General features: G+C 45.4%; 21 protein-coding genes and 1 riboswitch. Of the genes, 2 read left to right on the forward strand and 19 right to left on the reverse strand.

The window, feature by feature from the left end; genetic code table 11:
- Positions 1-45: 45 nt before the first annotated feature.
- The 13 genes from Y79_RS0119125 to Y79_RS0119190 all read right to left on the reverse strand — a co-directional run bounded on the left by Y79_RS0119125 (position 46) and on the right by Y79_RS0119190 (position 12,464).
- Complete coding sequence (locus Y79_RS0119125) at positions 46-702, reverse strand: flagellar brake protein (protein WP_016939116.1); 657 nt, start codon at positions 700-702, stop codon at positions 46-48.
- An 87-nt stretch (positions 703-789) separates the two neighbouring features.
- Positions 790-2,139 (reverse strand): germination protein YpeB, encoded by a 1,350-nt coding sequence (ypeB, locus tag Y79_RS0119130; protein ID WP_016939117.1) that lies wholly within the window; start codon positions 2,137-2,139, stop codon positions 790-792.
- A 24-nt stretch (positions 2,140-2,163) separates the two neighbouring features.
- A complete protein-coding gene (gene sleB, locus Y79_RS0119135; protein ID WP_016939118.1) occupies positions 2,164-3,030 on the reverse strand; it encodes a spore cortex-lytic enzyme in 867 nt (288 codons plus the stop codon).
- A gap of 130 nt (positions 3,031-3,160) precedes the next feature.
- Positions 3,161-3,817: a glutamic-type intramembrane protease PrsW gene (gene prsW / locus Y79_RS0119140; RefSeq protein WP_016939119.1), complete on the reverse strand. Its 657-nt coding sequence runs from the start codon at positions 3,815-3,817 to the stop codon at positions 3,161-3,163.
- A 95-nt stretch (positions 3,818-3,912) separates the two neighbouring features.
- Positions 3,913-4,896 (reverse strand): YpdA family putative bacillithiol disulfide reductase, encoded by a 984-nt coding sequence (locus Y79_RS0119145; RefSeq protein WP_016939120.1) that lies wholly within the window; start codon positions 4,894-4,896, stop codon positions 3,913-3,915.
- Between the two features lie 106 nt (positions 4,897-5,002).
- Entirely contained in the window at positions 5,003-6,277 is a 1,275-nt protein-coding gene (gene gudB, locus Y79_RS0119150; protein ID WP_016939121.1) for an NAD-specific glutamate dehydrogenase, read from the reverse strand.
- A gap of 156 nt (positions 6,278-6,433) precedes the next feature.
- Positions 6,434-7,018 (reverse strand): genetic competence negative regulator, encoded by a 585-nt coding sequence (locus Y79_RS0119155; RefSeq protein WP_016939122.1) that lies wholly within the window; start codon positions 7,016-7,018, stop codon positions 6,434-6,436.
- A gap of 151 nt (positions 7,019-7,169) precedes the next feature.
- Complete coding sequence (locus tag Y79_RS0119165; RefSeq protein ID WP_016939123.1) at positions 7,170-7,958, reverse strand: metallophosphoesterase; 789 nt, start codon at positions 7,956-7,958, stop codon at positions 7,170-7,172.
- An 86-nt stretch (positions 7,959-8,044) separates the two neighbouring features.
- Positions 8,045-8,503, reverse strand: coding sequence for a YpbF family protein (locus Y79_RS0119170; protein ID WP_016939124.1), 459 nt, complete (start codon positions 8,501-8,503; stop codon positions 8,045-8,047).
- 63 nt (positions 8,504-8,566) lie between these two features.
- A complete protein-coding gene (locus tag Y79_RS0119175) occupies positions 8,567-9,343 on the reverse strand; it encodes a LysM peptidoglycan-binding domain-containing protein (RefSeq protein ID WP_016939125.1) in 777 nt (258 codons plus the stop codon).
- Positions 9,321-9,908, reverse strand: coding sequence for a CPBP family intramembrane glutamic endopeptidase (locus tag Y79_RS0119180; RefSeq protein WP_016939126.1), 588 nt, complete (start codon positions 9,906-9,908; stop codon positions 9,321-9,323). The genes Y79_RS0119175 and Y79_RS0119180 overlap by 23 nt, the downstream gene beginning before the upstream one ends.
- 14 nt (positions 9,909-9,922) lie before the next feature.
- A complete protein-coding gene (locus tag Y79_RS0119185; RefSeq protein WP_016939127.1) occupies positions 9,923-11,413 on the reverse strand; it encodes a RecQ family ATP-dependent DNA helicase in 1,491 nt (496 codons plus the stop codon).
- Positions 11,406-12,464, reverse strand: a complete 1,059-nt coding sequence (locus tag Y79_RS0119190; RefSeq protein WP_016939128.1) for a YpbB family protein — start codon at positions 12,462-12,464, stop codon at positions 11,406-11,408. The genes Y79_RS0119185 and Y79_RS0119190 overlap by 8 nt, the downstream gene beginning before the upstream one ends.
- A gap of 270 nt (positions 12,465-12,734) precedes the next feature.
- Here Y79_RS0119190 and Y79_RS0119195 point away from each other — a divergent pair, with 270 nt between their 5' ends.
- Positions 12,735-12,983, forward strand: a complete 249-nt coding sequence (locus tag Y79_RS0119195; protein WP_003153403.1) for a ferredoxin — start codon at positions 12,735-12,737, stop codon at positions 12,981-12,983.
- Between the two features lie 139 nt (positions 12,984-13,122).
- Here Y79_RS0119195 and Y79_RS0119200 read toward each other — a convergent pair whose 3' ends face one another.
- Positions 13,123-13,695, reverse strand: coding sequence for an ECF transporter S component (locus tag Y79_RS0119200; RefSeq protein WP_015240114.1), 573 nt, complete (start codon positions 13,693-13,695; stop codon positions 13,123-13,125).
- Positions 13,696-13,842: 147 nt separating this feature from the next.
- Positions 13,843-13,977: riboswitch (FMN riboswitch) on the reverse strand.
- A 205-nt stretch (positions 13,978-14,182) separates the two neighbouring features.
- Between Y79_RS0119200 and serA the strand changes: the two genes are divergently transcribed.
- Positions 14,183-15,760, forward strand: a complete 1,578-nt coding sequence (gene serA, locus Y79_RS0119205) for a phosphoglycerate dehydrogenase (RefSeq protein ID WP_016939129.1) — start codon at positions 14,183-14,185, stop codon at positions 15,758-15,760.
- Between the two features lie 45 nt (positions 15,761-15,805).
- On the opposite strand, the gene Y79_RS0119210 is transcribed toward serA, so the two are convergent.
- The 5 genes from Y79_RS0119210 to ccsB all read right to left on the reverse strand — a co-directional run bounded on the left by Y79_RS0119210 (position 15,806) and on the right by ccsB (position 21,364).
- The gene (locus Y79_RS0119210; RefSeq protein ID WP_475647894.1) at positions 15,806-16,897 is read right to left on the reverse strand and encodes a sugar dehydratase; all 1,092 of its coding nucleotides are present in this window, start codon (positions 16,895-16,897) and stop codon (positions 15,806-15,808) included.
- Positions 16,833-17,417 carry an RNA polymerase sigma factor SigX gene (gene sigX / locus Y79_RS0119215; RefSeq protein WP_016939131.1) on the reverse strand — a complete coding sequence of 195 codons (585 nt, stop codon included), beginning with the start codon at positions 17,415-17,417 and terminating at the stop codon, positions 16,833-16,835. The genes Y79_RS0119210 and sigX overlap by 65 nt, the downstream gene beginning before the upstream one ends.
- A gap of 190 nt (positions 17,418-17,607) precedes the next feature.
- Positions 17,608-19,389 (reverse strand): ATP-binding protein, encoded by a 1,782-nt coding sequence (locus Y79_RS0119220; RefSeq protein WP_016939132.1) that lies wholly within the window; start codon positions 19,387-19,389, stop codon positions 17,608-17,610.
- The gene (gene resD, locus Y79_RS0119225) at positions 19,386-20,108 is read right to left on the reverse strand and encodes a DNA-binding response regulator ResD (RefSeq protein ID WP_003153397.1); all 723 of its coding nucleotides are present in this window, start codon (positions 20,106-20,108) and stop codon (positions 19,386-19,388) included. Before resD ends, Y79_RS0119220 begins: the two co-directional genes overlap by 4 nt.
- A gap of 80 nt (positions 20,109-20,188) precedes the next feature.
- Positions 20,189-21,364, reverse strand: coding sequence for a c-type cytochrome biogenesis protein CcsB (ccsB, locus tag Y79_RS0119230; protein ID WP_016939133.1), 1,176 nt, complete (start codon positions 21,362-21,364; stop codon positions 20,189-20,191).
- Positions 21,365-21,366 lie beyond the last annotated feature (2 nt).

Consider the following 21,366-nt stretch of genomic DNA (forward strand, 5'->3'; position numbering starts at 1 on the left):
CACGCGCACCTCCATTAGGATTAGTATGGAAAAGTGCGCTGCAGTTTATTCCGGCTGACGGTTTCTTCTCTGCTGCAGCTGCGCGCGCATACAGTATCGGAGTATATGCTGCTGAGACACGGGGTCGATGTCTGTAAATTCAAGCGTCATTTTTCGTTTCGCCGCCTTTTCATCATAAAAAACCCGCTGGGTAACAGCCTCGGCCGTTATATCCGCTGTATTTTCCTTTTCGGAAAGAGAAAACGAAACATGCAGCTTTTCACCCGGTTCCGCGGAAATATGTTCAGGCAGCACAACTGCAATTCCGCCGGCGCTCATATTAGAAGAAACCGTTTGAAAGGCGGTTTTTTCCGCTTCCATTTTGACGGCTACATCCAATACAGCGTCTGCACGGACGTACCGGCGTCTTTGAATCCGCTTCATTTCTTCCTTAGGGGGAATATCCAGTCCGATCATCGGGATGGGATCTTTTTTCTTCCCTTTAATTATGGTTTTAAATTGATAAGGCACTTGGCCGTTCCCCATAAATTCAGCTGTTATCTCCAACCCTTTGTGTAAAAAGACCGTCCGTCCCGTATCCAGATCGACGGGATATGAGATGTACAGTTCACCGCTTTCAATACTGACTGCTTTACTCCTCGCTTTTTTGAACTCATTGTTCTCTATGTATTCAATCCAAATATAATCTCCGACAGCTATCATGGGCCTTCACTCTTTCATTATTTATGCTTTTATTAAAGCATGTAATGAAAAAAAGGAAAAGACTTTTAGTCCTTTCCTCCTTTATTTTTATAGGTCTTTATATATAGGTTCTGCACTTTTTAATTTTTCTATTTTTTCTTCTTTTCCATCGTCCGCATTGATGAACATTTGATATGTGTCTTTCCCGATCGTCCCGAGCATTTCATAGCAAAGCACTTCCTGGCCAAGTTCATTCGTGATCAATGCCTGCCGCGTCTCCCGGACTTCAACATTTTTATTCAGCTTCGCTTTCGCTTCATCAGCCGATAAAGCCGGAGCCGGAATTGTTCTCGTGCGGTGCGCCGCCAAATAATCACGCGCGGAGAAGCCGACGACTTCACCGTCATCCAGCGCCACCTTCATCCGGATGGCTTCCGGATAAATACGGACGTTTTTCTCAACGGGAATAAAAGAAAAGACGCCGATGTTGTTATATTGCGCGCTTTCATCAATTTCGAGATTTTTTGTTTCATAACCGTTTTTCTTTAAAAACGCGACGGCCCGGTTAGATGCTTCATTGAGGCTGATCTTTTGTTTCTTCACGGCCCGCTTTTGAATTAAATAGACCGGATGTCCGCCTTTTTGGGTAATATCCATATAGATAAAAGACTTGCTGTCGGCGTCTTTCATGCGGATGCTGTATACGTCCCGATTCGTCTTCCGGCCGCTTTTTACCACTTTAATGGAATAATTATGATCAGGCGCAAACCTTTGCGCGATTTTGACTGCTTCTTTTTCTGTAATTTGTTTTCCTTTCAGATGCGTAAAACCTTTTCGTTCTGTGTTTGCGCTTGTAAACGTAGGGCTGGTGCTGTCTTCAGAAAAAGCGCCTACATTTTTTTCGACAGTTTTAAAGCTGTCGACGATCGTATTATCGCTTTGTTTTTTGTCAGAGGCGAGCGCCATCTCAACATCCATCCACCGCAGATTTTTGCTCATGACGAGATGCTGAACGCTGCGCAGCTGGTTTTGAATGTTTTCCGCCTGTTTGTACAGGCTGTTCAGTGTTGTATACTCTTTCTTATCAAGCGGTTTTTGATCTAAATCCCGGACCGATGTTTTATAGCTGAAATCTCCTATATTGGATAAAAACTCCTCCGTCTTATTAAAAGGCATGAGAGTCAGCGGCAGCTGGCTCACATTGTTATGAGCTTCAGATGTTATTCTCCATACATCAATGAGCGCCGGAGACAGAGATTTTTTACTGTTCATTGCAAGCGTCGTCCCGATTTTATCGTGAAGCTGATCTACATGGTACGTCAGTTCATGAAATGCCCTCTGATAATTATTTTCCGCATGCAGAAGGACCGCATCTTTTTCCTGATGCTCTTTATATCCCCAATACCCGGTTGCGGCGATCGCGACACCGAGAACAGCGATAATGATTCCTCTAATCATGTTAACACCTCATTTTTCGTACTTTTACTCACAGAAAATGTGTTTTCCGATCTGTTTAATCTGCGGACGTCCCCAAATCCATTTGCTTGTCGCCGTATCAGGATTGAAATAATAAAGCGCGTTTTCAGAAGGGTCCCAGCCGTTAATCGCATCAAGAACTGCTTCTTTTGCTCTTTCATTCGGCTGCATATATATTTGGCCGTCGGCAACAGCGGTAAACGCGAGCGGTTCGAAAATGACGCCGGCCACCGTATTCGGAAATAACGGGCTTTTAATACGGTTTAAAATAACAGCGGCGATGGCAACCTGTCCTTCAAACGGCTCACCGCGCGCTTCCCCGTACACAGCCTGCGCCAGAAGATTGATGTCGTTGTTTGAGAAACCGCCCGGCATATTGGCCGCTGTCGTATTTTGCTTTTGATTTGACTGACCGCCTGTATTGTTTTGCGGTTTTTGAGCGGGCTTATTCGTTCCAGCAGACTTCTGGGCGCCGGCTGACGGTTTCGTTTGGTTTTTTAAAGGAACGTTGCCATAATGGGTGAACGTATTCCCTTTTTGAATCTGCTCCATTACATATTCGCGGTAGTATTTTGATTTTGAAATCAGCACCTGCTTGGTTTTCGCACCGACGAGGCCGTCAACCGGCTTCATGCCGAATTTCTCCTGAAAATTCCGTACGGCCCAGTATGTCGTCCAGCCGTAAACACCATCGATTTTCCCGTTATAAAATCCGTTATATTGCAGACGGGCCTGCAATTCTATAACATCATCACCCGTTGCGCCTCTTTGAATCACTTGATTTGAAAACGCATGGGCCGTTTCATGATCGAAGATAGCGGCGGCGAATGAAAATAGAATGAGACAAGCCATAAACGCTCCTTTACACTTCATCTTTTCAAGCCTCCTCCAGCAAAATTTAAAGTGTATCCGTATTGTCTGTCACGAGGTTATTTTTATGCACGTTTCCTTCTTATCCCCTGTCAAGGCATAAAAAAGAAACCGCACGCGATGCGCGGTTTCTTCACACTTGGATTATATTGACGGAACGTGCTTTTTTTGCCTTCCTCAGCCCGAACCACCATAAAAACAGCATAAACGGCAGCATATAATATACCCAATGATTGAGGGCGGTAAGAATAAAATCGTAAGAACCATGCAGACATGAAGGCACGACCAGTGAAATCACAAGCCACTTCACGCGGACTTTTTTCTGCGAAAAGCGGGCTTTTCCGAGATAAAACCCCATGATCACCCCGATCAGCGCATGGCAGGAGACTGGCAGAATCGCCCTGATGAAAGCATGCTCAACACCGTGGCCGAATAAATAAAGGATATTTTCAAGCGTCGCAAAGCCTAATGACACACTGGCCCCGTAAACGATTCCGTCATAATGCTCATCAAAATGAGCATGCGGGTACACACTGATCATCAAAACAAACCATTTCACCGATTCTTCCAAGAAGCCCGAAGACAAAAACGAAACGAAAAAGCTTCCTCCCCCTACATGCTCTTTTTCAAGAACATACTGGATGAACATGGTCGGAAACACAAGTACAACTCCGAGAAAAAAAGACCTCAGCACCATATGTACGGGTTCATTGTCATATTGATCTTTTAAATAAAAATAGCTTAACAGCGCAATGCCGGGAGCAATTCCTGCAGAGATGATTGCAAACATCAGGCAACCTCTTTCCTTTATATTCCTATATCTATCGTACCATGTTGTTCATATTTTTACATCTTCCAATTTCTAAAAAAAGAGCATATGAATGATCATATGCTCTCTGCACCAAGCCGTTTTGAAATTTCATTTGCGATCAAGCCGCCGTGAAAACGGCCGTTCTCGATAAAAATTTCATTAGCGTTATTTCCCGCTGCAATAACCCCGGCAATAAAAACACCATCAACATTTGTTTCCATCGTTTCTTCCCGGAAAAACGGCCGGCCTGATTCTGCATCAATCTGCACACCGATTTTTTCAAGAAATCCGTGATCGGGATGATATCCTGTCATGGCAAATACGAAATCGTTTTTCAGCCTGACCGTCTCATTTCGGCCGGAGCGGAAAATGATCTCATCTTCCGTCACTTCTTCAAGACAAGCGCCGAATTCCATCCGGATTGTTCCGTTTCTGACGAGGGCCTCAAACTCAGGCAGAATCCACGGCTTGATGCTCGGGGAGTACTCATTTCCTCTGTAAAGCACCGTAACGCGCGCGCCGGACTTCACCAATTCCAAAGCCGCATCTACACTTGAGTTTTTCCCGCCGATCACCGCGACATCTTTATCAAAATAAGGATGGCCTTCTTTAAAGTAATGAAATACTTTAGGAAGCTCTTCACCCGGTATGTTCATATAATTCGGATGATCATAATATCCTGTCGCGATAATACAAAACGGAGTGAGATAGCGGTCTTTTGACGTTTCAACAAGAAAACGGCCGTCTTCTTGTTTCGTGACGCGCTCCACCGTTTCAAAGGCGTTTACACGAAGCTCTTTTCTTCTGACAACCTCTCTGTAGTACGAGAGAGCCTGTATTCGGACCGGTTTTCTGTTTTCCGTAATAAAGGCGACATCGCCGATCTCCAGTTTTTCACTTGAACTGAAAAAAGTTTGATGTGTCGGATAGTGATAAATGCTGTTTACGACATTTCCTTTTTCGATCACAAGGGCGTTTACGCCAATTTGCTTCAGATGTATAGCCGCCGATAATCCGCAAGGACCTCCGCCTATTATAATTGCTTTTTCTTCTGTCATGTCCTTCAACTCCTGCGATTTGGCATTTCCATCATAAGTTTCCACTCATATAAAAAATCTCCTATATTATCATAGGAGATTTTTTTTGTTTATGCAAACGATTGGTTTATATCCAGCCTCTGAAACGCGAAGCCTCCGCCATTTTCCGCACGCCGACCATGTAAGCCGCAAGCCTCATGTCAATCCGGCGGTTTTGGGACATTTCATAAATATTATTAAACGATTTTACCATCATATTTTCCAGTTTTTCTTCGACTTCTTCTTCACTCCAGTAGAAGCCCTGGTTATTTTGCACCCATTCGAAATAAGAAACCGTTACACCGCCGGCACTCGCCAGAACATCGGGAACCAGCAGCGTTCCTTTGTCTGTCAGGATTTTCGTTCCTTCCAGTGTCGTCGGTCCGTTTGCCGCTTCTACTACGATTTTCGCTTTGATGCGGTCAGCATTTTCTTCTGTAATTTGGTTTTCGATCGCTGCCGGGACCAGTATATCACAGTCAAGCTCAAGCAGCTCCTGATTCGTAATGGTATCATTGAAGAGCTTCGTCACTGTTCCGAAACTGTCTCTGCGGTCAAGCAAATAATCAATATCAAGACCGTCCGGATCGTAAAGACCTCCGTACGCGTCAGAAATTCCGACAACTTTCGCGCCGGCGTCATGCATAAATTTCGCCAGATAGCTGCCCGCGTTTCCGAAACCTTGTACGACGACGCGCGCGTTCTGAATATCGAGGCCTTTTTTCTTGGCCGCTTCTTTAATGCAGATGGTGACGCCTTTTGCCGTAGCTGATTCCCTGCCGTGGGATCCGCCGAGTACAAGCGGTTTTCCCGTAATAAAGCCGGGTGAGTTAAATTCATCAATTCTTGAATATTCATCCATCATCCAAGCCATAATCTGCGAGTTTGTAAATACATCAGGCGCCGGGACGTCTTTAGTCGGTCCGACAATCTGACTGATTGCTCTGACGTATCCTCTGCTCAGTCTTTCAAGCTCTCTGAATGACATATTTCTCGGATCACAAACAATTCCGCCTTTACCACCGCCATAAGGAAGATCAATAATGCCGCATTTTAAACTCATCCAGATGGAAAGTGCTTTCACCTCTTTTTCAGTTACATTCGGGTGAAAACGAATACCGCCTTTTGTCGGACCTACGGAATCATTGTGCTGCGCACGATAGCCTGTAAATATCTTCACAGACCCGTCATCCATCCGAACCGGAATTTTAACCGTTAATAATCTGAGCGGCTCTTTCAGCAGTTCATACACTTCTTCTGGATACCCCAATTTTTCCAGAGCTTTATGTATTACGGTTTGGGTTGATTTTAATACATCATGTTTGTCTTCTTCATTATGACCGGTGAATCGATCGGCTGCCATTTGAGTTAACCTCCTAAAATCTTCTGTTTCTCTCATGCTCCCTTTCAGTGACTAGTATACACCTTCAATATCTCCGTGCATAGGAGAAAGACAATGATTTTTCCATTATTTCGCTAAAAAAAACGGCTGCTGAAAACAGCGGCCGTTTCATCTTTTTTATGAAAAATGTTTCTGGATGGTCTCTACAGCATTGCCGTCCATGATGAGTTTTCCGTATTCATGGAGCCTGTAAATCGTGATCGTCGCCGGATGCCCGTATTCGGCCAGCACCGCGACAACGCCTTCGGCAGAACGGGAGCCGAGGTCTTCAAGACTTACATAGTACTGGTTCTCATAGTGGTAGACGGTTCCGCCGGTAATCCCGATGCGATGAAGGCTCCCGGCAAGCTGAATGATATCTTCAAACGAATGGAACTGATAAATAATATCCGGACTTTCGTCAAGTTTGACCTGCATCTCGATATAATCATCGTCATATTCGTCATCTTCTGCGTCCGCGTCATGATTTTTCGTTACAATCACAACCATGCCTTGTGCCTGAAGAGAATATACTTCCACCGCGATCGGACCATTCGCTTCAAAGCCGAGCTCTGTATTTGCTTCATTCATCATATCTTTAAATAACTGGTGGACTTTAAACGAGTCCTTCCAGAGGTCTTCTTTTGTCAATCCCCGATCAGTGAGATCGTCGAGGGTTAAAAAGATTTTAATCTTATTGTAGTTCAGACGCTCAAGCCGCATAATGTTCCCTCCTGCCTCTTCTTGCACACAAATCATATAACACAGTATATGAATAAATGAGTCATAGGTTCTTAATTTGTTATCAGTTTACACCGTGTACAGCGGGAAGACAAGCAGAATGCCGTTTTTTATCGGAACGGCCGGGTTTGTTTCAGGAAAACGGCTCATCAGGTCCGCACAGTGTAATCATATGCGTCTCCGGTTTCGCTCCGAGCCTCAGCGGAACTTTTGTCGTGCCGTAGCCGTTGCTGATCAGGTAATGCGCTTTCTTTACCGTTCCCGTCCCTCCCAATTCATACGGCCCGAACCGGCCGAAACGGATTTGGCCGCCGTGCGTATGGCCGCTGAACACAGCATCAATTCCGTCAGACTCATTCATCTGCTCATGGATTTCCGGGTTATGGCAAAGCAGGAGATTTACTTGGTTTGCATCCGTATGTCTGACCGCAGATTCGTAATCATCCATCATCATCCGGATATCATCCACGCCGCAGATCGTAACGGTTTCCCCTTTATAAGTAAACTGAACCGATTCATTTCTCAGCGGAATCACTTTATATGCCCTTAAAAGAGAGAGCAATTTTTGCTGGCTGACCTCGTAATCATTATTTCCCCACACATAAATGACAGGCGCAAGAGCCGTCAGACGCTTGATGTTTTCTTCAATTCTGGCGTAAGGAACTCCGCCCTCCGCCAAATCACCGCCGAGCAAAACGGCATCCGGCTTATAAACCGATGCTTCCCAGAGAAGCTTTTCATCAATTAAACGGCGGTGCACGTCAGATATAAAGAAGATGGTGAGCGGCTTCATCCCTTTCATTTTATCAAGCGTAAATGTATGTGTTTTCAGATGGCTGCCGTTTGCCGTTTTGTACATGACGGCCGCCATAACTGCAGCCGCTCCCGCCAATGAGCCGAGAATTCCCGCTGTAAGCTTCATAAATGCACTCTCCATTCTGTCATTGTCTTACATTAGACGGACAAACAAAAAAAGACGTTTCTATCCTTTCCGGAAAACGCCTCTTTTTATTTGCTTTCAAAATAAAGATTGATATCATACCGATGTTTCATCAAGTGAAAAACGGATTCTCTCGCCCGCCATTTTTCCGGCTGAGGCCATAAATCCGTGCTTTTTTGGATAATTTCACATCTCAGTTTATGAAATTCACCCTCAGCTTTTTCTTCCTTTTTTTTAAAATAATAAGAAGTGCAATACGCAAAAGCGGAAGCCATAATCCAGCACAAATAAACCGTATGGCCTAATATTTCCTGCAGAATCAGCTGCGGAGAAGCTTGGGGGGCATTAAAGCTTTTAAAAATCAGCAGTACGCACATCAGGGAAAAGCAAACGAGGGACGCCCACTGCCATCTTCGGCATTGCGCGGCATAATTTTCGTATTTTAATTTCCTTTTAACCAGTGCCTGAAGCATTTGTTTCGTCGGTCCGTCAGCAAATCGGTCTAATTGCTTCCATAAAGAATCCATGCGCTTCACACCTTGTCCGTTTTCATTGGTACACTATATGAAAGCTGCGGTGAAAATATGTATTTATTCGGACAGCGGAATGTTCAGAACCTGGCCGGTATACACGTCGTTTCCGTTTAACCCGTTGTAGCTGCGGATTTTTTCTTCGCCCGCCCGGCTTTTATAATATTTCATTGAAATGCGGTAAAGCGTTTCTTTCGGCTGTACAGTATGCTGGACGGTCCGCACTTTTTGCCGGACGGTTCCGGCTTGATCACTGCCGGCAGCCGGAACCGCTTTTTCACGGACAGCCGGCGGAGACTGCTGTTTGGCCTCCGCATATTCGGTTTCTGTCGGCTTCACCACCTGTTTTTCTGAAGCCGTTTCCGTTTTTTTCGGTGTTTTTTCAATCGGTTTTTCTTTCGTTTTTTCAGATGCGGCCGTTTCTTTTTTTTCTTTGGCCTCAGACTTTTTTTCCGGCTCTTTTAAAAGAGCGGTTTCGGATGTTTCTTTCTGAACGTCCGCTTTCGGAGTAACGGCAGGCGCGCTTTCACTGTGATCTATGAAGACATCTTCATAATCCTTCGGGTCAAATCTGCTGCTGTTCGTCATATACAGAAGACCGAAAAAGACACCGATTGTCACAATAATAAACAGGACGGTCAGGAAGGTGAACAGCGGTGTTTTTGTTTTGGTTTTTTCCTTCACCTGCTCTTCCTTTTTTTTACGCTCCTCTTTTACAGATTGTCTTGTCGGGAGGCTGTCTTCAAGATATTCAATTTGTTCATCCGCGGCCGCGGCAACCTGCTGCTCGGCACGCAGCTGAGCTTTTCTTCTTTCAACTCTTGACATTTCCGTCATGCAAACCCCTCCTCACATATTGAAAACGGATTTGACAGGCAAATACCGCATCAATAATAAAATGCGCTGTAACCGGAACGAATAAATTGCCGGTCCATTCATAAATAAGCCCCAGCAAAAGACTGATGCCCGCAACCATAATAAACAGAAGCCACTTCGCCAAGTATCTGAAATGAAGCACGGTGAAAATCAAGCTGGCGGCCCATAAACCGATATGTGTCTGCAGGACGCCTCTGAATAAAATCTCTTCGCTGAACGAAATGAGAAGCGTCAAAAACAAAATGTGCAAAACCGGCCTGTTCTTAAAAAGCAGTGTATTAATACCGCCGTCATCATATAAATGCGAAGGACACCATTTCATCACCGCCAGATCGGCAAAAATGACAAGGATGGCAAGAGTTACACCGTACCATATGATTTTATCGTCACGTATATGCCAAAGCTTTAAAAAATCGTGAACATCGGTGAAAAAGAAAAAGCCAATAACCGCTGAAGCCGCCAATATGAGCAATTGGGTAACATAAAGCTGTATGACAATCTCACGGTCTGAGAGCTGATGGATCAATTCGCTTTGCCGTCTCAGCTCAACTCACCCGCAGACTCTAAACCGAAAATCCGGCCTAATTCCATCTTCCAATCTTCAAACCGCTCCATGTTTTTCTGTTCTCCTTTTTGCTCGTATGGGGCCAGATCAACTCCGCAGCTGCTGCAGCATTGTCCTGTTTGATCTTCAGGCTCATACGATTCATCAAAGTATGCCAACAGCGCTTTTCTTATACATTCTTTCCGCTCCAATAACGCCGAAAAGCGGTTCATTTTATGCAGCTTCTTTTCCACGCGGTATGTCAGTTCTTCCTGCAGCTGCTCTTTTGTGGTTTTTCCCTGCAGATACAGGTGGATGGCCGTTCGCGCCTGCGTTTCCTGAACGCCCTTACTTATAAGAACGTCCCGAAGCTTTCGCTCATCGCTCGTACCGGCGTCCCGGATGATGGCCAGAATGCCTTCCAGATCATAATCAGACAAGCTTTCTGTCTGAATAATCTGCTGCTGAAGCTCTGTATCGCCAGGCGCTCTCAGCAAAATACTGACACTCGGGCTGCCGTCGCGTCCCGCTCTGCCGATTTCCTGCATAAAGGCCTCAGCCGTTTGTGGAGGATAAAAGTGAATGACAAAGCGGATATCAGACTTGTCCACACCCATGCCGAACGCATTGGTACAGCAAATGCAATCAAGCTGGTTATGGATAAATTGCTGCTGGATTAAAATTCTGTCGCCTGTGTCCATCCCTCCATGATAATAATCCGTCCGCTTTCCCGTTTTTTCGTTCAGCTCAGCCGCAAGCTCTTCCGCCCACTTTCTGGTCGGACAATAGACGATGCCCGGGCCTTCAAGCTTTTTGACGAGATCCGTGATCCTGCTTATTTTTTCGGCATTATCAGCCAAGTGTTCAACTGTCAAAAGAATATTCGGCCGGTTAACAGAATATAGATGGCGCACTGCATGCTCAAGTCCGAGCACGTCCGTCACATCACTGAGCGTTTCTTTTGTCGCTGTTGCGGTCAGCGCCAATACAGGCGGCTTGCCGAGTGCTTGCCTGAAGGGCCCGAGCTTTGAATAATCAGGCCTGAAATCATGCCCCCATTCTGATATGCAATGAGCCTCATCAATGACAAACAAACTGACCGGGACGTTTTTCAAACGGTTCAGCACATAAGGTGACGAGAGGGCTTCAGGGGACATATAAAGAAATTTGTACCTGCTGATGTTGCTGAGAATAAAATGCCGCTCGTCAGCATTCAGCATGCTGTTTAATGCCGCAACCCGTTTTTCTCCTTTCGCTTTCAGCTGCTGCACCTGATCTTCCATTAATGAAAGGAGCGGCGAAATAATCAGCACGAGCCCGTCCATTATGTAACCCGGAAGCTGATAGCATAATGATTTTCCCCCGCCGGTCGGAAGCATGGCGATCGTATCCTTTTTCTGGAGCACGCTAGTCATAATCTCTTCCTGCCCTTTTTTAAACGAATGCAAACCAAAGTGCCGGTACAAAGCTTTATGGAGCTCAGTCATGCTGTTTCACCGTCTTTGCCAGCGCCAGCCTGATCTGAAAATAGCTGAAGCGCATCTGCATTCCTTCGCGAATCCGTTTAATTTTATTCGTTTGATGCTGTTTTGCAAATGCCGTTATCATACGCTGGTCCTCTTCAGAAATGTACTGTTCTATAAAAAATGCAGGCTGATGCAGTGATATTTCTACAATATGATCTTCGATGGTGGCGGTTTTTAAATTTCTGACCGCGGCGATTCTTTCAATCGGAAACCCTTTTTCCAAAAGCTCCAAGGTTTTTCTGGCAGACTGTGTCAGCGCGCTTTCCGCCCGCAAATCGGACAACAGCTCGCCTAGAGCCGGATGTGCACATTGCGGAAGGGATTGAATAACATAATGTACCGCTCCCCAAAACTGGACGGACACATACCATTCGTCTTCGTTCAGCTGAGAAGCGAGCTGCTTATTCGTTTTGCCGATTCTGTCGAAAGATGTTAAAGAATAGACAAAAATAAGAGCCTGCCGTTCACTTACGCCTTGCAGAAGCTGAAACAGCGCGTCATGCATTTGAACGGAGAGCTCTTTGGCGTCTCTGTTTTTGCGCATGAACCGTTTGACCCATCTCAGCACCTGCACATCGTTTGTAACCGGGATATATTGACTGCATTGGCGCTCTTTGTTTGACAGGACTTGAATGAGCAGGGAAAGCCGCTTCCACAAGGTAACGGCCGGCGTTTGATAATTCGCGCCGTGACAATGCTTCGGCCAAGGCCGCTCGGCAAATGCCCGTTCGAGCTTTTGAACGCCGCGTGCAGTCACTTTACACGTTCCCTCTTCTTTTCCGGCTGTAATGTATGAGTCCCCGGCGAGTTTATGCATAGAATCCGCAATGTCGCCGCGTTCACACTGAGAAGCCATGCCGAAATATTTAGCAATCTGAAACAAGCCGGCATCCTGAATGGTTTGAGACGACTTTTTTCCTTTTAATAAATGAAACACAGCACTCGGAGTCCGTTCGCCGTCTATTTTGTCCAGACAGTCGAGAACCACGGTATCAAAGTAGTTTATCGCCAATCTAAACACACCTACATTTCTTCTGTGACAAGTTTCGTTTTTTGGTTCTTTTTATTTTAACAGATTTTCATATAAATTTGACGTTTAAAGTCATCTTTTGGGGGGAAGTGCTAAAGAGAATCCCTTATGTGATAAGCATTCTCAATCATTTTTCTGTTGAAATTTGACACTAACATCATTACAATAAGTAAGAGGAATAGGTGTTATATTTAAAAAATATATAAGGTAAACCATTTGTTCCAACACGAACAATCTGGGAGGTTTTTTTTCATGGCAAAGTACACAATCGTAGATAAAGATACGTGTATTGCATGCGGCGCCTGCGGAGCTGCGGCACCAGACATTTATGATTATGATGATGAAGGCATTGCATTCGTTACACTTGACGAAAATAAAGGTGTCGTCGAAGTTCCGGAAGTGCTGGAAGAAGATATGATTGACGCATTTGAAGGATGCCCTACTGATTCAATCAAAGTTGCGGATGAGCCGTTTGAAGGCGACCCGCTGAAATACGAATAAAAAAGCCCTCCCCGTGAGAGGAGCTTTTAGTTCTTGAATAAGACTCCGGCTGTTATCGGCCGGAGTCTTATTTTTATGCGTGATCAAACAATCAAAAAAGCGCCCGCCTGTGTTTTACAGAGCGGACGCTTTGGAGCGGCTATTGTGTCTGGATGCTGCGTTTTTGTTCAATCCAAGGTTTAAGCTTCGTAAAGATGAACGTAAAGACGATGGTGATGATAACGCCTTTTACAATGTTAAACGGCAGAATTCCTGCCACAACCGCCGTTTTTAGTTGGCTGTTTGACAATGCCGGTGAATGTAAAAACCAAGTATACGCTGGCAGGATGAGAATATAGTTCAAAATACTCATCAGCACGGTCATTGCTGCGGTTCCGGCCAGCAGGCTCACTGCAAGTCCTTTAGCAGATTTGAGCTTTTTAAACATAAACGCCGTCGGCAGAATAAACAGCGTCCCCGCGATAAAATTGGCTGCCTGCCCTACAGGCACGCCGGCCATGCTTCCTTGAATGATATACTGCAGAATATTTTTAATCGCTTCAACCGCAATCCCCGCCGCAGGCCCGTAAACCAAAATGGCAATAATTGCAGGAACGTCACTGAAATCAATTTTCAAGTAATCCGGCAGACCCGGAAACGGGAAATTTAACAGCATAAGCACAAACGCAATGCTGCTAAGCATACTGATGACAACTAATTTTTTTACTTTCACAATGCTCTCTCCTTTTCGATCAAATCTCTCGAAAAGAGGAAAGGTTCTTTTGCACCTCAATAAAAAAACCGCTTTTAATAAAAAGCGGGAGCTTACTAAGGCTTGGCAAAGAAACGTTAGATATAAGCATCAAAACGTCTGCTGAACCTCCATCTTCTCCCATCCAGACTATACTGTCGGCTCCGGAATCTCACCGGATCCTGCCGCCGAAGCAGCTCGCGGGCTTAGAGCATGACGCTCATCACCGCCGGTAGGGAATTTCACCCTGCCCCGAAGATTGATCTTATGAATTTATTCACATTATATATGATCAAATTGTAATTGTATAGAGAACTGCTCAATTTTATATAAAATATTGATAAAGCCCATTTTAACTGAATTATCGGCCTCCTTTTCTCCTTTACTGCGTCAATACACATTGACACTCAATTAAGAATATGATAAATTATCAGATATTTAGTCAGCTAAACTAGGAGGAAATCTAACAATGTTTCGAGTTTTGGTCTCAGATAAGATGAGCAATGACGGCTTAAAGCCGCTGATGGAATCAGACTTTATAGAAATTGTTCAAAAAAACGTCGCGGATGCAGAAGATGAATTACATACCTTTGATGCCCTGTTAGTCCGCAGTGCCACAAAAGTAACCGAAGAATTGTTTAAAAAGATGACTTCTTTAAAAATCGTCGGCAGAGCCGGTGTCGGCGTAGACAACATCGACATTGATGAGGCCACAAAACATGGAGTTATCGTGATAAATGCGCCGAACGGAAACACCATTTCAACGGCAGAGCATACATTCGCGATGATTTCTTCATTAATGAGACACATTCCCCAAGCTAATATTTCAGTCAAATCAAGGGAATGGAACCGGACGGCTTTTGTCGGAGCGGAACTTTACGGAAAGACTTTAGGTATTATCGGTCTGGGCCGGATCGGAAGCGAAATCGCCCAGCGCGCCAGAGCATTCGGTATGACTGTCCATGTATTCGATCCGTTCTTAACCGAGGAGAGAGCCGGCAAAATCGGCGTGAACAGCCGGACATTCGAAGAAGTGCTTGAAAGCGCGGATATCATTACCGTTCACACGCCTTTAACAAAGGAAACAAAAGGTCTGCTTAACAGAGAAACCATTGCCAAAACAAAAAAAGGCGTCCGCCTGGTCAACTGTGCAAGAGGCGGAATTATTGATGAAGCTGCGCTTTTGGAAGCGCTGGAAAGCGGGCATGTCGCAGGCGCTGCGCTTGATGTGTTTGAAGTGGAACCTCCTGTTGAGTCAAAACTCCCAGATCATCCGTTAGTGATCGCCACACCTCACTTAGGCGCATCAACGAAAGAAGCACAGCTGAATGTCGCGGCGCAGGTTTCTGAAGAAGTGCTGCAGTTTGCTAAAGGTCTGCCTGTCATGTCGGCGATCAATCTGCCTGCGATGACGAAGGATGAATTCAAAAAAATTCAGCCTTATCACCAAATTGCTGATAAAATCGGAAGTCTCGTGTCACAATGTATGAAGGAACCCGTCAAGGATGTTGCCATTCAATATGAAGGCACCATCGCAAAACTTGAAACATCATTTATTACAAAAAGCCTGCTGTCCGGCTTCTTAAAACCGCGTGTAGACTCAACTGTCAATGAAGTGAACGCCGGCGGTGTAGCAAAAGAACGCGGAATCAGCTTCAGCGAAAAGATTTCCTCCAATGAAACAGGATATGATAACTGCATCAGCGTAAAAGTGACCGGAGACCGGAGCACCTTTACGTTAACAGCTACGTATATCCCTCACTTCGGTGAACGAATCGTTGAACTGAACGGCTTTAATATTGACTTAAATCCTGCCGGCCACCTCGTTTATATCCAGCATCAGGATACGACCGGTGTAATCGGACGCGTCGGACGCATCCTCGGCGATAACGATATCAATATCGCTACCATGCAGGTAGGCCGTAAAGAAAAAGGCGGAGAAGCCATTATGATGCTTTCTTTTGATAAACATTTAGATGACAAAGTCGTCGATGAGCTGACTTCCATTCAGGATATTGTCTCAGTTAAATTGATTGACCTTCCGTAACAAACAAAAAACCCAAAACATATGAATGTTTTGGGTTTTTTACATTTAATGGTTTGGAAGCGGATTAGGCGCGGCAGGCACAGCGATCGGTTTTGTCACATCATAATTGCCGATTTTCTTTGTATGTGCATGTGTGAACAGCACCTCAGAATAACCGAATTCCTTCGCAGTTAACAGAAGCCCTTCAATCATTAAAATGCCTTCCAACGAATCTTCAATTTTATGTTTTTCGGACAATTGGATCCGCAGCTGCTCGCCGTATTCCCTTTCCGATACCGATGCAATCGCATCTGCTTCTATAACGCTCGCGGTCTGTGAGTCCCCGTCTGTTGTTTTCATCCCGTCAATGGCCTGATAAACTGAATAATAGGTTTGTTCAGACGGGATGAGATACTCTTGTCCCAGACTGTCGCGGTAAGAAAAATACGCCCGGTTGGCCTGCTTATGTACGGACATCTCAGCCGAAAGGCCGGAAGCTTTAAAAAAATCCTGACCTTCTCCGTTTTGAATCTTTGTCAATTTTATCCGCTCGTAAGGACTCCAGGTCAAAGTCTCTTCCAGCATCTTTTTCAATAAATCCGCTTCGGCAGCTGATTCGATTGAAAGCCGTCCGTTTACCTGCACAAGCAAATCTTTCTTAACCGCGGTTACTTGCACACCGTCCAAAAGCTGAGGAACAGAAAGGAAAGATTCGGGCACTTCTAAGTTTTCTGCATCAGAGAATGCCTCTGAAACCGATTCGTCAGGCTTCTTTTTTTCAAAACTGACCGGAATGACGGCGGATGTATCTGAATCGGCAAACGCCAAAGTAATGTAATTGTTTTTGTTTTCGTTAGAAACGACAAAAGTCTTCTGATCCGGCTTAACAGCAGCTGACTGACTGGCTTTTTCAGCTTGACCGCTGTCAGCTGTAAGATCATTTTTTGTCATCAGGTGAGGAGATATAATAAGAGCGATGCACAATGCGCAGATGCCGGCGGCGGCGGGGCCAACCCAGCTTCGGGCCGGTTTTTTCCTGTACTGTCTACCCGTTTCAACATTCCGGTAAATGGCCTCTGGTGAACGATGATCTCTAACCGCCGGAAGTTGTCTTAACAACTCCTCTACCCTTTCTTCGTTCCAATATGACTTCATCATCCATTAGCTCCTCCCTCAAAAGCTCCATCTGTTTCCGAAGTATTTTGAGCCCTCTGTGTTGGGTCGTTTTGACTTTGCTTTCCGAGAAGCCAAGAGCGGCGGCTGTTTCCTGAATGGAATATCCCTGAATAAATCTCAGGATAATAACAGCTCTTTGATCTATAGTGCAATGATCAAGCGCGGTATAAATTTCCCGGACATTTTCATGCTGTACGGCGAGTTCGTCCGGAAGCAAATGCTGATCTCTGACATCTTGTGTATCCCAATCAAACGTACCCATAATACGCTGTCTGATCGTCTGCTGCTTGCGGAACCAGTCAATCGCCACATGGCGCGCGATGGACAACAGCCATGTTTTTTCACTGCTTCTTCCTTCAAAAGTATGATAAGAATTTAAGACGCGGATATACACTTCCTGCGCCAGATCCTCAGCCTGTGTCTTATCTTTCACCATATAAAATAAAAATTGGTATAAATCTTGATGGTATGAATCATATAATATCTGAAAGGTTTCTTCCATGGGAAGCCCCTCCGTTCACTTTTTTGTCGTAAAAATGCGTTGAAAAGTTACATTACAACTATATTACGAGAAACTGGAATTTGGAAGGGAATTTATATTAACATATTCTTAAATTTTTTAAAGAAGAAATAAACAAAAACACCCGCATGTTCTGCGGGTGTTTCGTATGGAACAAGATTGTTCGTCAATTTCAGACGCCATCCTGCACTTTTGTCGGAATATAAAATGTAAATGTCGTTCCTTTGTCAATGCTGCTGTGCACCGCAATTGAGCCGCCGTGGGCTTCCACAATATTTTTTACGATGGCAAGTCCTAGTCCGGTTCCTGCCCTGCCCCTTGTTCTCGCCTTGTCCGCTTTATAAAAACGTTCAAAAATAAAAGGCAGGTCCTCTTCAGGTATTCCCGAGCCGGAATCTTTAATATCGATTTTCAAACCGTCTTTCACGGTCTGAACCGCGATATGAACGTTTCCGCCTGACTCTGTGTGACGCAGCGCATTATCTATAAGGTTGGTAAACACCTGCTCCATTTTGTCTTCGTCAAAAACACACTCCGGCTGAGACACGGCAATGTCTTCTGTAAGCGAAACCTCTTTTTCTTTCGCTACACCGGAGAATTTCCGGGAGATCTTCTCCAGAAATTCATGCAGATTCACCGTCTCATAATGCAGGCCCGTATGTCCGGATTCCATTCTGGCCAAATCCAGCAAATCATTGACGAGCCGGCCCATGCGAAGGGATTCATCATAAATGATCTGCGCGATTTCTTTTTTCTCCTCTTCGGTGCTTGCAATGTCGTCCACTATTGCTTCGCTGTATCCCTGCAGCATAGAAATCGGGGTTCTGAGTTCATGACTGACATTGGCAATGAAATCTTCACGCAGCTTATCAAGCCTGCGCTCTTCGGTCATATCACGGAGCACGGCTACGGCGCCGCGGACGTGTGATTCCGCATAAAGAGGCGACATTAATAAAACCCATGACCTTCCTTGAAGCGTCATCTCAATCATTTGCTCTTTTTCTGTGCTCACGGCATTTTGGAAAAGCTCTTTCGCCTCAGGCGGAAGGTTATCGCCTTCTTTAATATTCATATTCTGCTCATAATACCAGGCCTGCAGAAAGCGTTCAGCCGGCGGGTTAGTCACCAAAATGGTGCCGTCGATATTAATGGTGATAACTCCGTCTGCCATACTGCTTAAAATATTGGACAGCTGTTCTTTTTCCTGATTCAGCGCGTTGATATGAAAATTGAGCTGCCGGCCCATCTGATTAAAGGCGATGGCAAGCTCCCCGATTTCATCTTGAGTAAGAATCGGAATCTTTGTATCAAACTTTCCTTTCGCCAAATCCTGGGCGCCTTCCCGCATTTTCCGAAGCGGGTACGTCACCCTGCTGGACAAGAAGAAAGCGAAAAACGTTGTTAATACGATGGCGATGCCCGCCGCAAGAAAAATATAGCGTGTCGTATGTTTCGTCGTATCTTTGACGGCAAGCAGCGACTGAGATAAAAAGACCATGCCTTTTTTGCCGTCTTTTTCATACGGCACTCCGACGATCAGCCGTTCGTTATCCGAACCGGCATTGTTGGGCACCGCGCGTTTGCTTACTTTTTTGCGATCTGTCAGCGCCTTGTGCAGATCCCGGTCGTGTTTGATCTGTTCCAATGTAATAGAGGATAAATGATTATCGTCATTGGGCGAATACCAGACATGCTTATCGTCCTGAATGATCGCGATGCTCGTTAAATTGTCCGCCAGCTCCCACGTGATGGATCTGGCAAGCGGCTGGTCTTCATGATTTTCTATAATGACCGCAATTTTATCGGCAAGCTGCGTTAAATCTTTTTCCGCTTCTTCTACGTGGTAATTTTCTATAAACTCCAGAAGCAGCACCGTTAAAATAAATAAAACAATTAATACGAGTGAAAGAATGGTAAACCAAAGCTTTCCTACTACGCTTTTCCAAAACTTCATTCAGCGCCTACCTCAAATTTGTATCCGACTCCCCAGACGGTGACAATTTTTTTCGCCGCTCCCGGGGATACTTTGTTTAATTTTTCACGGAGCCGTTTGACATGAGTGTCAACCGTTCTGAGATCACCGAAGAATTCATACTGCCACACTTCTTTTAAAAGTTTTTCTCTGTCATACACTTTGTCCGGTGTTTTTGCCAGAAAGTACAGCAGTTCATATTCCTTCGGCGTCAGGCTCACCTCTGTGCCGTCCGCGGTCACTCTGTGAGCATCGTGATCGATGGAAAGATGTGAAAAGACGAGCACATTTTTTGTCGGCGTATTGGCTGTCAGATAGGATGTTTGGGAAGCTCTTCTTAAGAGCGCCTTTACCCGGAGCACCACTTCTCTCGGGCTGAAAGGCTTCACGATATAATCGTCCGTGCCAGCTTCAAACCCCTGGACGCGGTTGGCTTCTTCCCCTTTTGCCGTCAGCATGATAATCGGCGTCGCTTTTTTTTCTCTGAGCTGCCGGCATACTTCTATTCCGTCCGTTCCCGGCATCATTAAATCCAAAAGCACCAGATCATAATCTGATGCCAACCCCATTTTAATGGCCTCATCACCGTTTTCCGCTTCTTCAATCACATAGTTTTCCCGTTCAAGGTACATTCTTAAAAGGCGTCGAATTCTGGCTTCATCATCTACTACTAATATTTTAGTTTCATTTGTTTGATCCATCGTTTTCCCCCTGCTTTCCTTCTGTTACTATCATTTTAACAAACTGTACGGCTGCTTGAGAACTGTATCGGCTTTCGGCTCTATGCGTACGAATGAAGTCCGGCAAGCACGAGATTCACAAAAATTAAGTTAAACATAATAATGGCGAAACCGATGACGGCAAGCCACGCGGACTTTTCGCCATGCCAGCCTCTCGACAGCCGCAAGTGCAAGTACGCTGCGTAAAATAAAAAGGTGATCAGCGCCCATACTTCTTTCGGGTCCCAGCCCCAAAAACGCGTCCATGCAAGCTGCGCCCAGATCATCGCAAACACAAGCGCGCCGAGCGTAAATACCGGAAAGCCGATAGAAACGGCGCGGTAGCCGACTTCATCTACCAAGTCCAGATTCACATTTTTGACGAGCGGGCTTAAAAGAGCGCTGATTCTCTTTCTGAATATCAGTCTGAGGGAGCCGTATAAGACGAGACCCGCGCCAAACGACCAGATCACCGTATTGACCTTTCTGCCTGAAAAAATAGCCGGAAGCTCAATAAACGGCTTCATCGCGCCTTCTGTAAGCAGTTCTCCCTCATGCGGGCCGACAAGCGCAGGCATATCATATATCATGACGCTTTTGGCGTCTTTTTTATCCACCCAATTAAATTCGGCTTTGTAGTCCGCCAGCCGGAATGCAGACGTGACGGCGATAAATGCCACGGTCGTCACGATAATAAACATGATGAACTCGAGCCAGAACGTTTTTTTGCCCGGTCTGGACTGGTCGACATGCTTTAACAGGAAAATGACGCCGGCTACAAAGCTGATCGCAAGAATCGCCTGCCCGAGCGCCGCCGTCGTGACGTGAATGTACAGCCAATTGCTCTGCAATGACGGAATAAGCGGCGTAATATCGGCGGGAAACATGCTTGCGTACGCGATCAGCAAAAGCGCGACAGACAATGTGAACATGCCTAAAGACGGCAGTCTGTAAATAAAGTAAATAATAATAAAAGCGAGTACAAGCATCATGCCGAATGACGTTGTAAATTCAAACATATTGCTGACAGGCGCATGTCCGCTTGCCGACCATCTCGCAATGAAGTAGGCGAGATGGCATAGAAATCCGACAATGGTTAACGTGATTCCGATAGCCGACCAGCGGCCCTTACCGTCCTTTGCGCCTTTTGTTCCCCGGATGGCGCCGCCGAAAACCGGGACGGCGATTAAATAAATCAAAAAGGCAGCATAAAGAAAATTTGCGCTCAGCTCCGCCATGA

Origin of the sequence: Bacillus siamensis KCTC 13613 (genome assembly GCF_000262045.1) — a bacterium.
Lineage (GTDB): Bacteria > Bacillota > Bacilli > Bacillales > Bacillaceae > Bacillus > Bacillus siamensis.

Bases quoted from the DNA above. Each gene is read 5' to 3' on its own strand.
- Y79_RS0119175 (WP_016939125.1), bottom strand. From the start codon at position 9,343: ATGACGGAAATGTCAAGAGTTGAAAGAAGAAAAGCTCAGCTGCGTGCC.
- Y79_RS0119195 (WP_003153403.1), top strand. From the start codon at position 12,735: ATGGCAAAGTACACAATCGTAGATAAAGATACGTGTATTGCATGCGGC.
- Y79_RS0119165 (WP_016939123.1), bottom strand. From the start codon at position 7,958: ATGAAGCTTACAGCGGGAATTCTCGGCTCATTGGCGGGAGCGGCTGCA.
- Y79_RS0119210 (WP_475647894.1), bottom strand. From the start codon at position 16,897: ATGATGAAGTCATATTGGAACGAAGAAAGGGTAGAGGAGTTGTTAAGA.
- sigX (WP_016939131.1), bottom strand. From the start codon at position 17,417: ATGGAAGAAACCTTTCAGATATTATATGATTCATACCATCAAGATTTA.
- ccsB (WP_016939133.1), bottom strand. From the start codon at position 21,364: ATGGCGGAGCTGAGCGCAAATTTTCTTTATGCTGCCTTTTTGATTTAT.
- Y79_RS0119220 (WP_016939132.1), bottom strand. From the start codon at position 19,389: ATGAAGTTTTGGAAAAGCGTAGTAGGAAAGCTTTGGTTTACCATTCTT.
- gudB (WP_016939121.1), bottom strand. From the start codon at position 6,277: ATGGCAGCCGATCGATTCACCGGTCATAATGAAGAAGACAAACATGAT.
- resD (WP_003153397.1), bottom strand. From the start codon at position 20,108: ATGGATCAAACAAATGAAACTAAAATATTAGTAGTAGATGATGAAGCC.
- Y79_RS0119145 (WP_016939120.1), bottom strand. From the start codon at position 4,896: ATGACAGAAGAAAAAGCAATTATAATAGGCGGAGGTCCTTGCGGATTA.
- Y79_RS0119125 (WP_016939116.1), bottom strand. From the start codon at position 702: ATGATAGCTGTCGGAGATTATATTTGGATTGAATACATAGAGAACAAT.
- ypeB (WP_016939117.1), bottom strand. From the start codon at position 2,139: ATGATTAGAGGAATCATTATCGCTGTTCTCGGTGTCGCGATCGCCGCA.
- prsW (WP_016939119.1), bottom strand. From the start codon at position 3,817: ATGTTTGCAATCATCTCTGCAGGAATTGCTCCCGGCATTGCGCTGTTA.
- Y79_RS0119170 (WP_016939124.1), bottom strand. From the start codon at position 8,503: ATGGATTCTTTATGGAAGCAATTAGACCGATTTGCTGACGGACCGACG.
- Y79_RS0119185 (WP_016939127.1), bottom strand. From the start codon at position 11,413: ATGACTGAGCTCCATAAAGCTTTGTACCGGCACTTTGGTTTGCATTCG.
- Y79_RS0119155 (WP_016939122.1), bottom strand. From the start codon at position 7,018: ATGCGGCTTGAGCGTCTGAACTACAATAAGATTAAAATCTTTTTAACC.
- sleB (WP_016939118.1), bottom strand. From the start codon at position 3,030: ATGAAGTGTAAAGGAGCGTTTATGGCTTGTCTCATTCTATTTTCATTC.
- serA (WP_016939129.1), top strand. From the start codon at position 14,183: ATGTTTCGAGTTTTGGTCTCAGATAAGATGAGCAATGACGGCTTAAAG.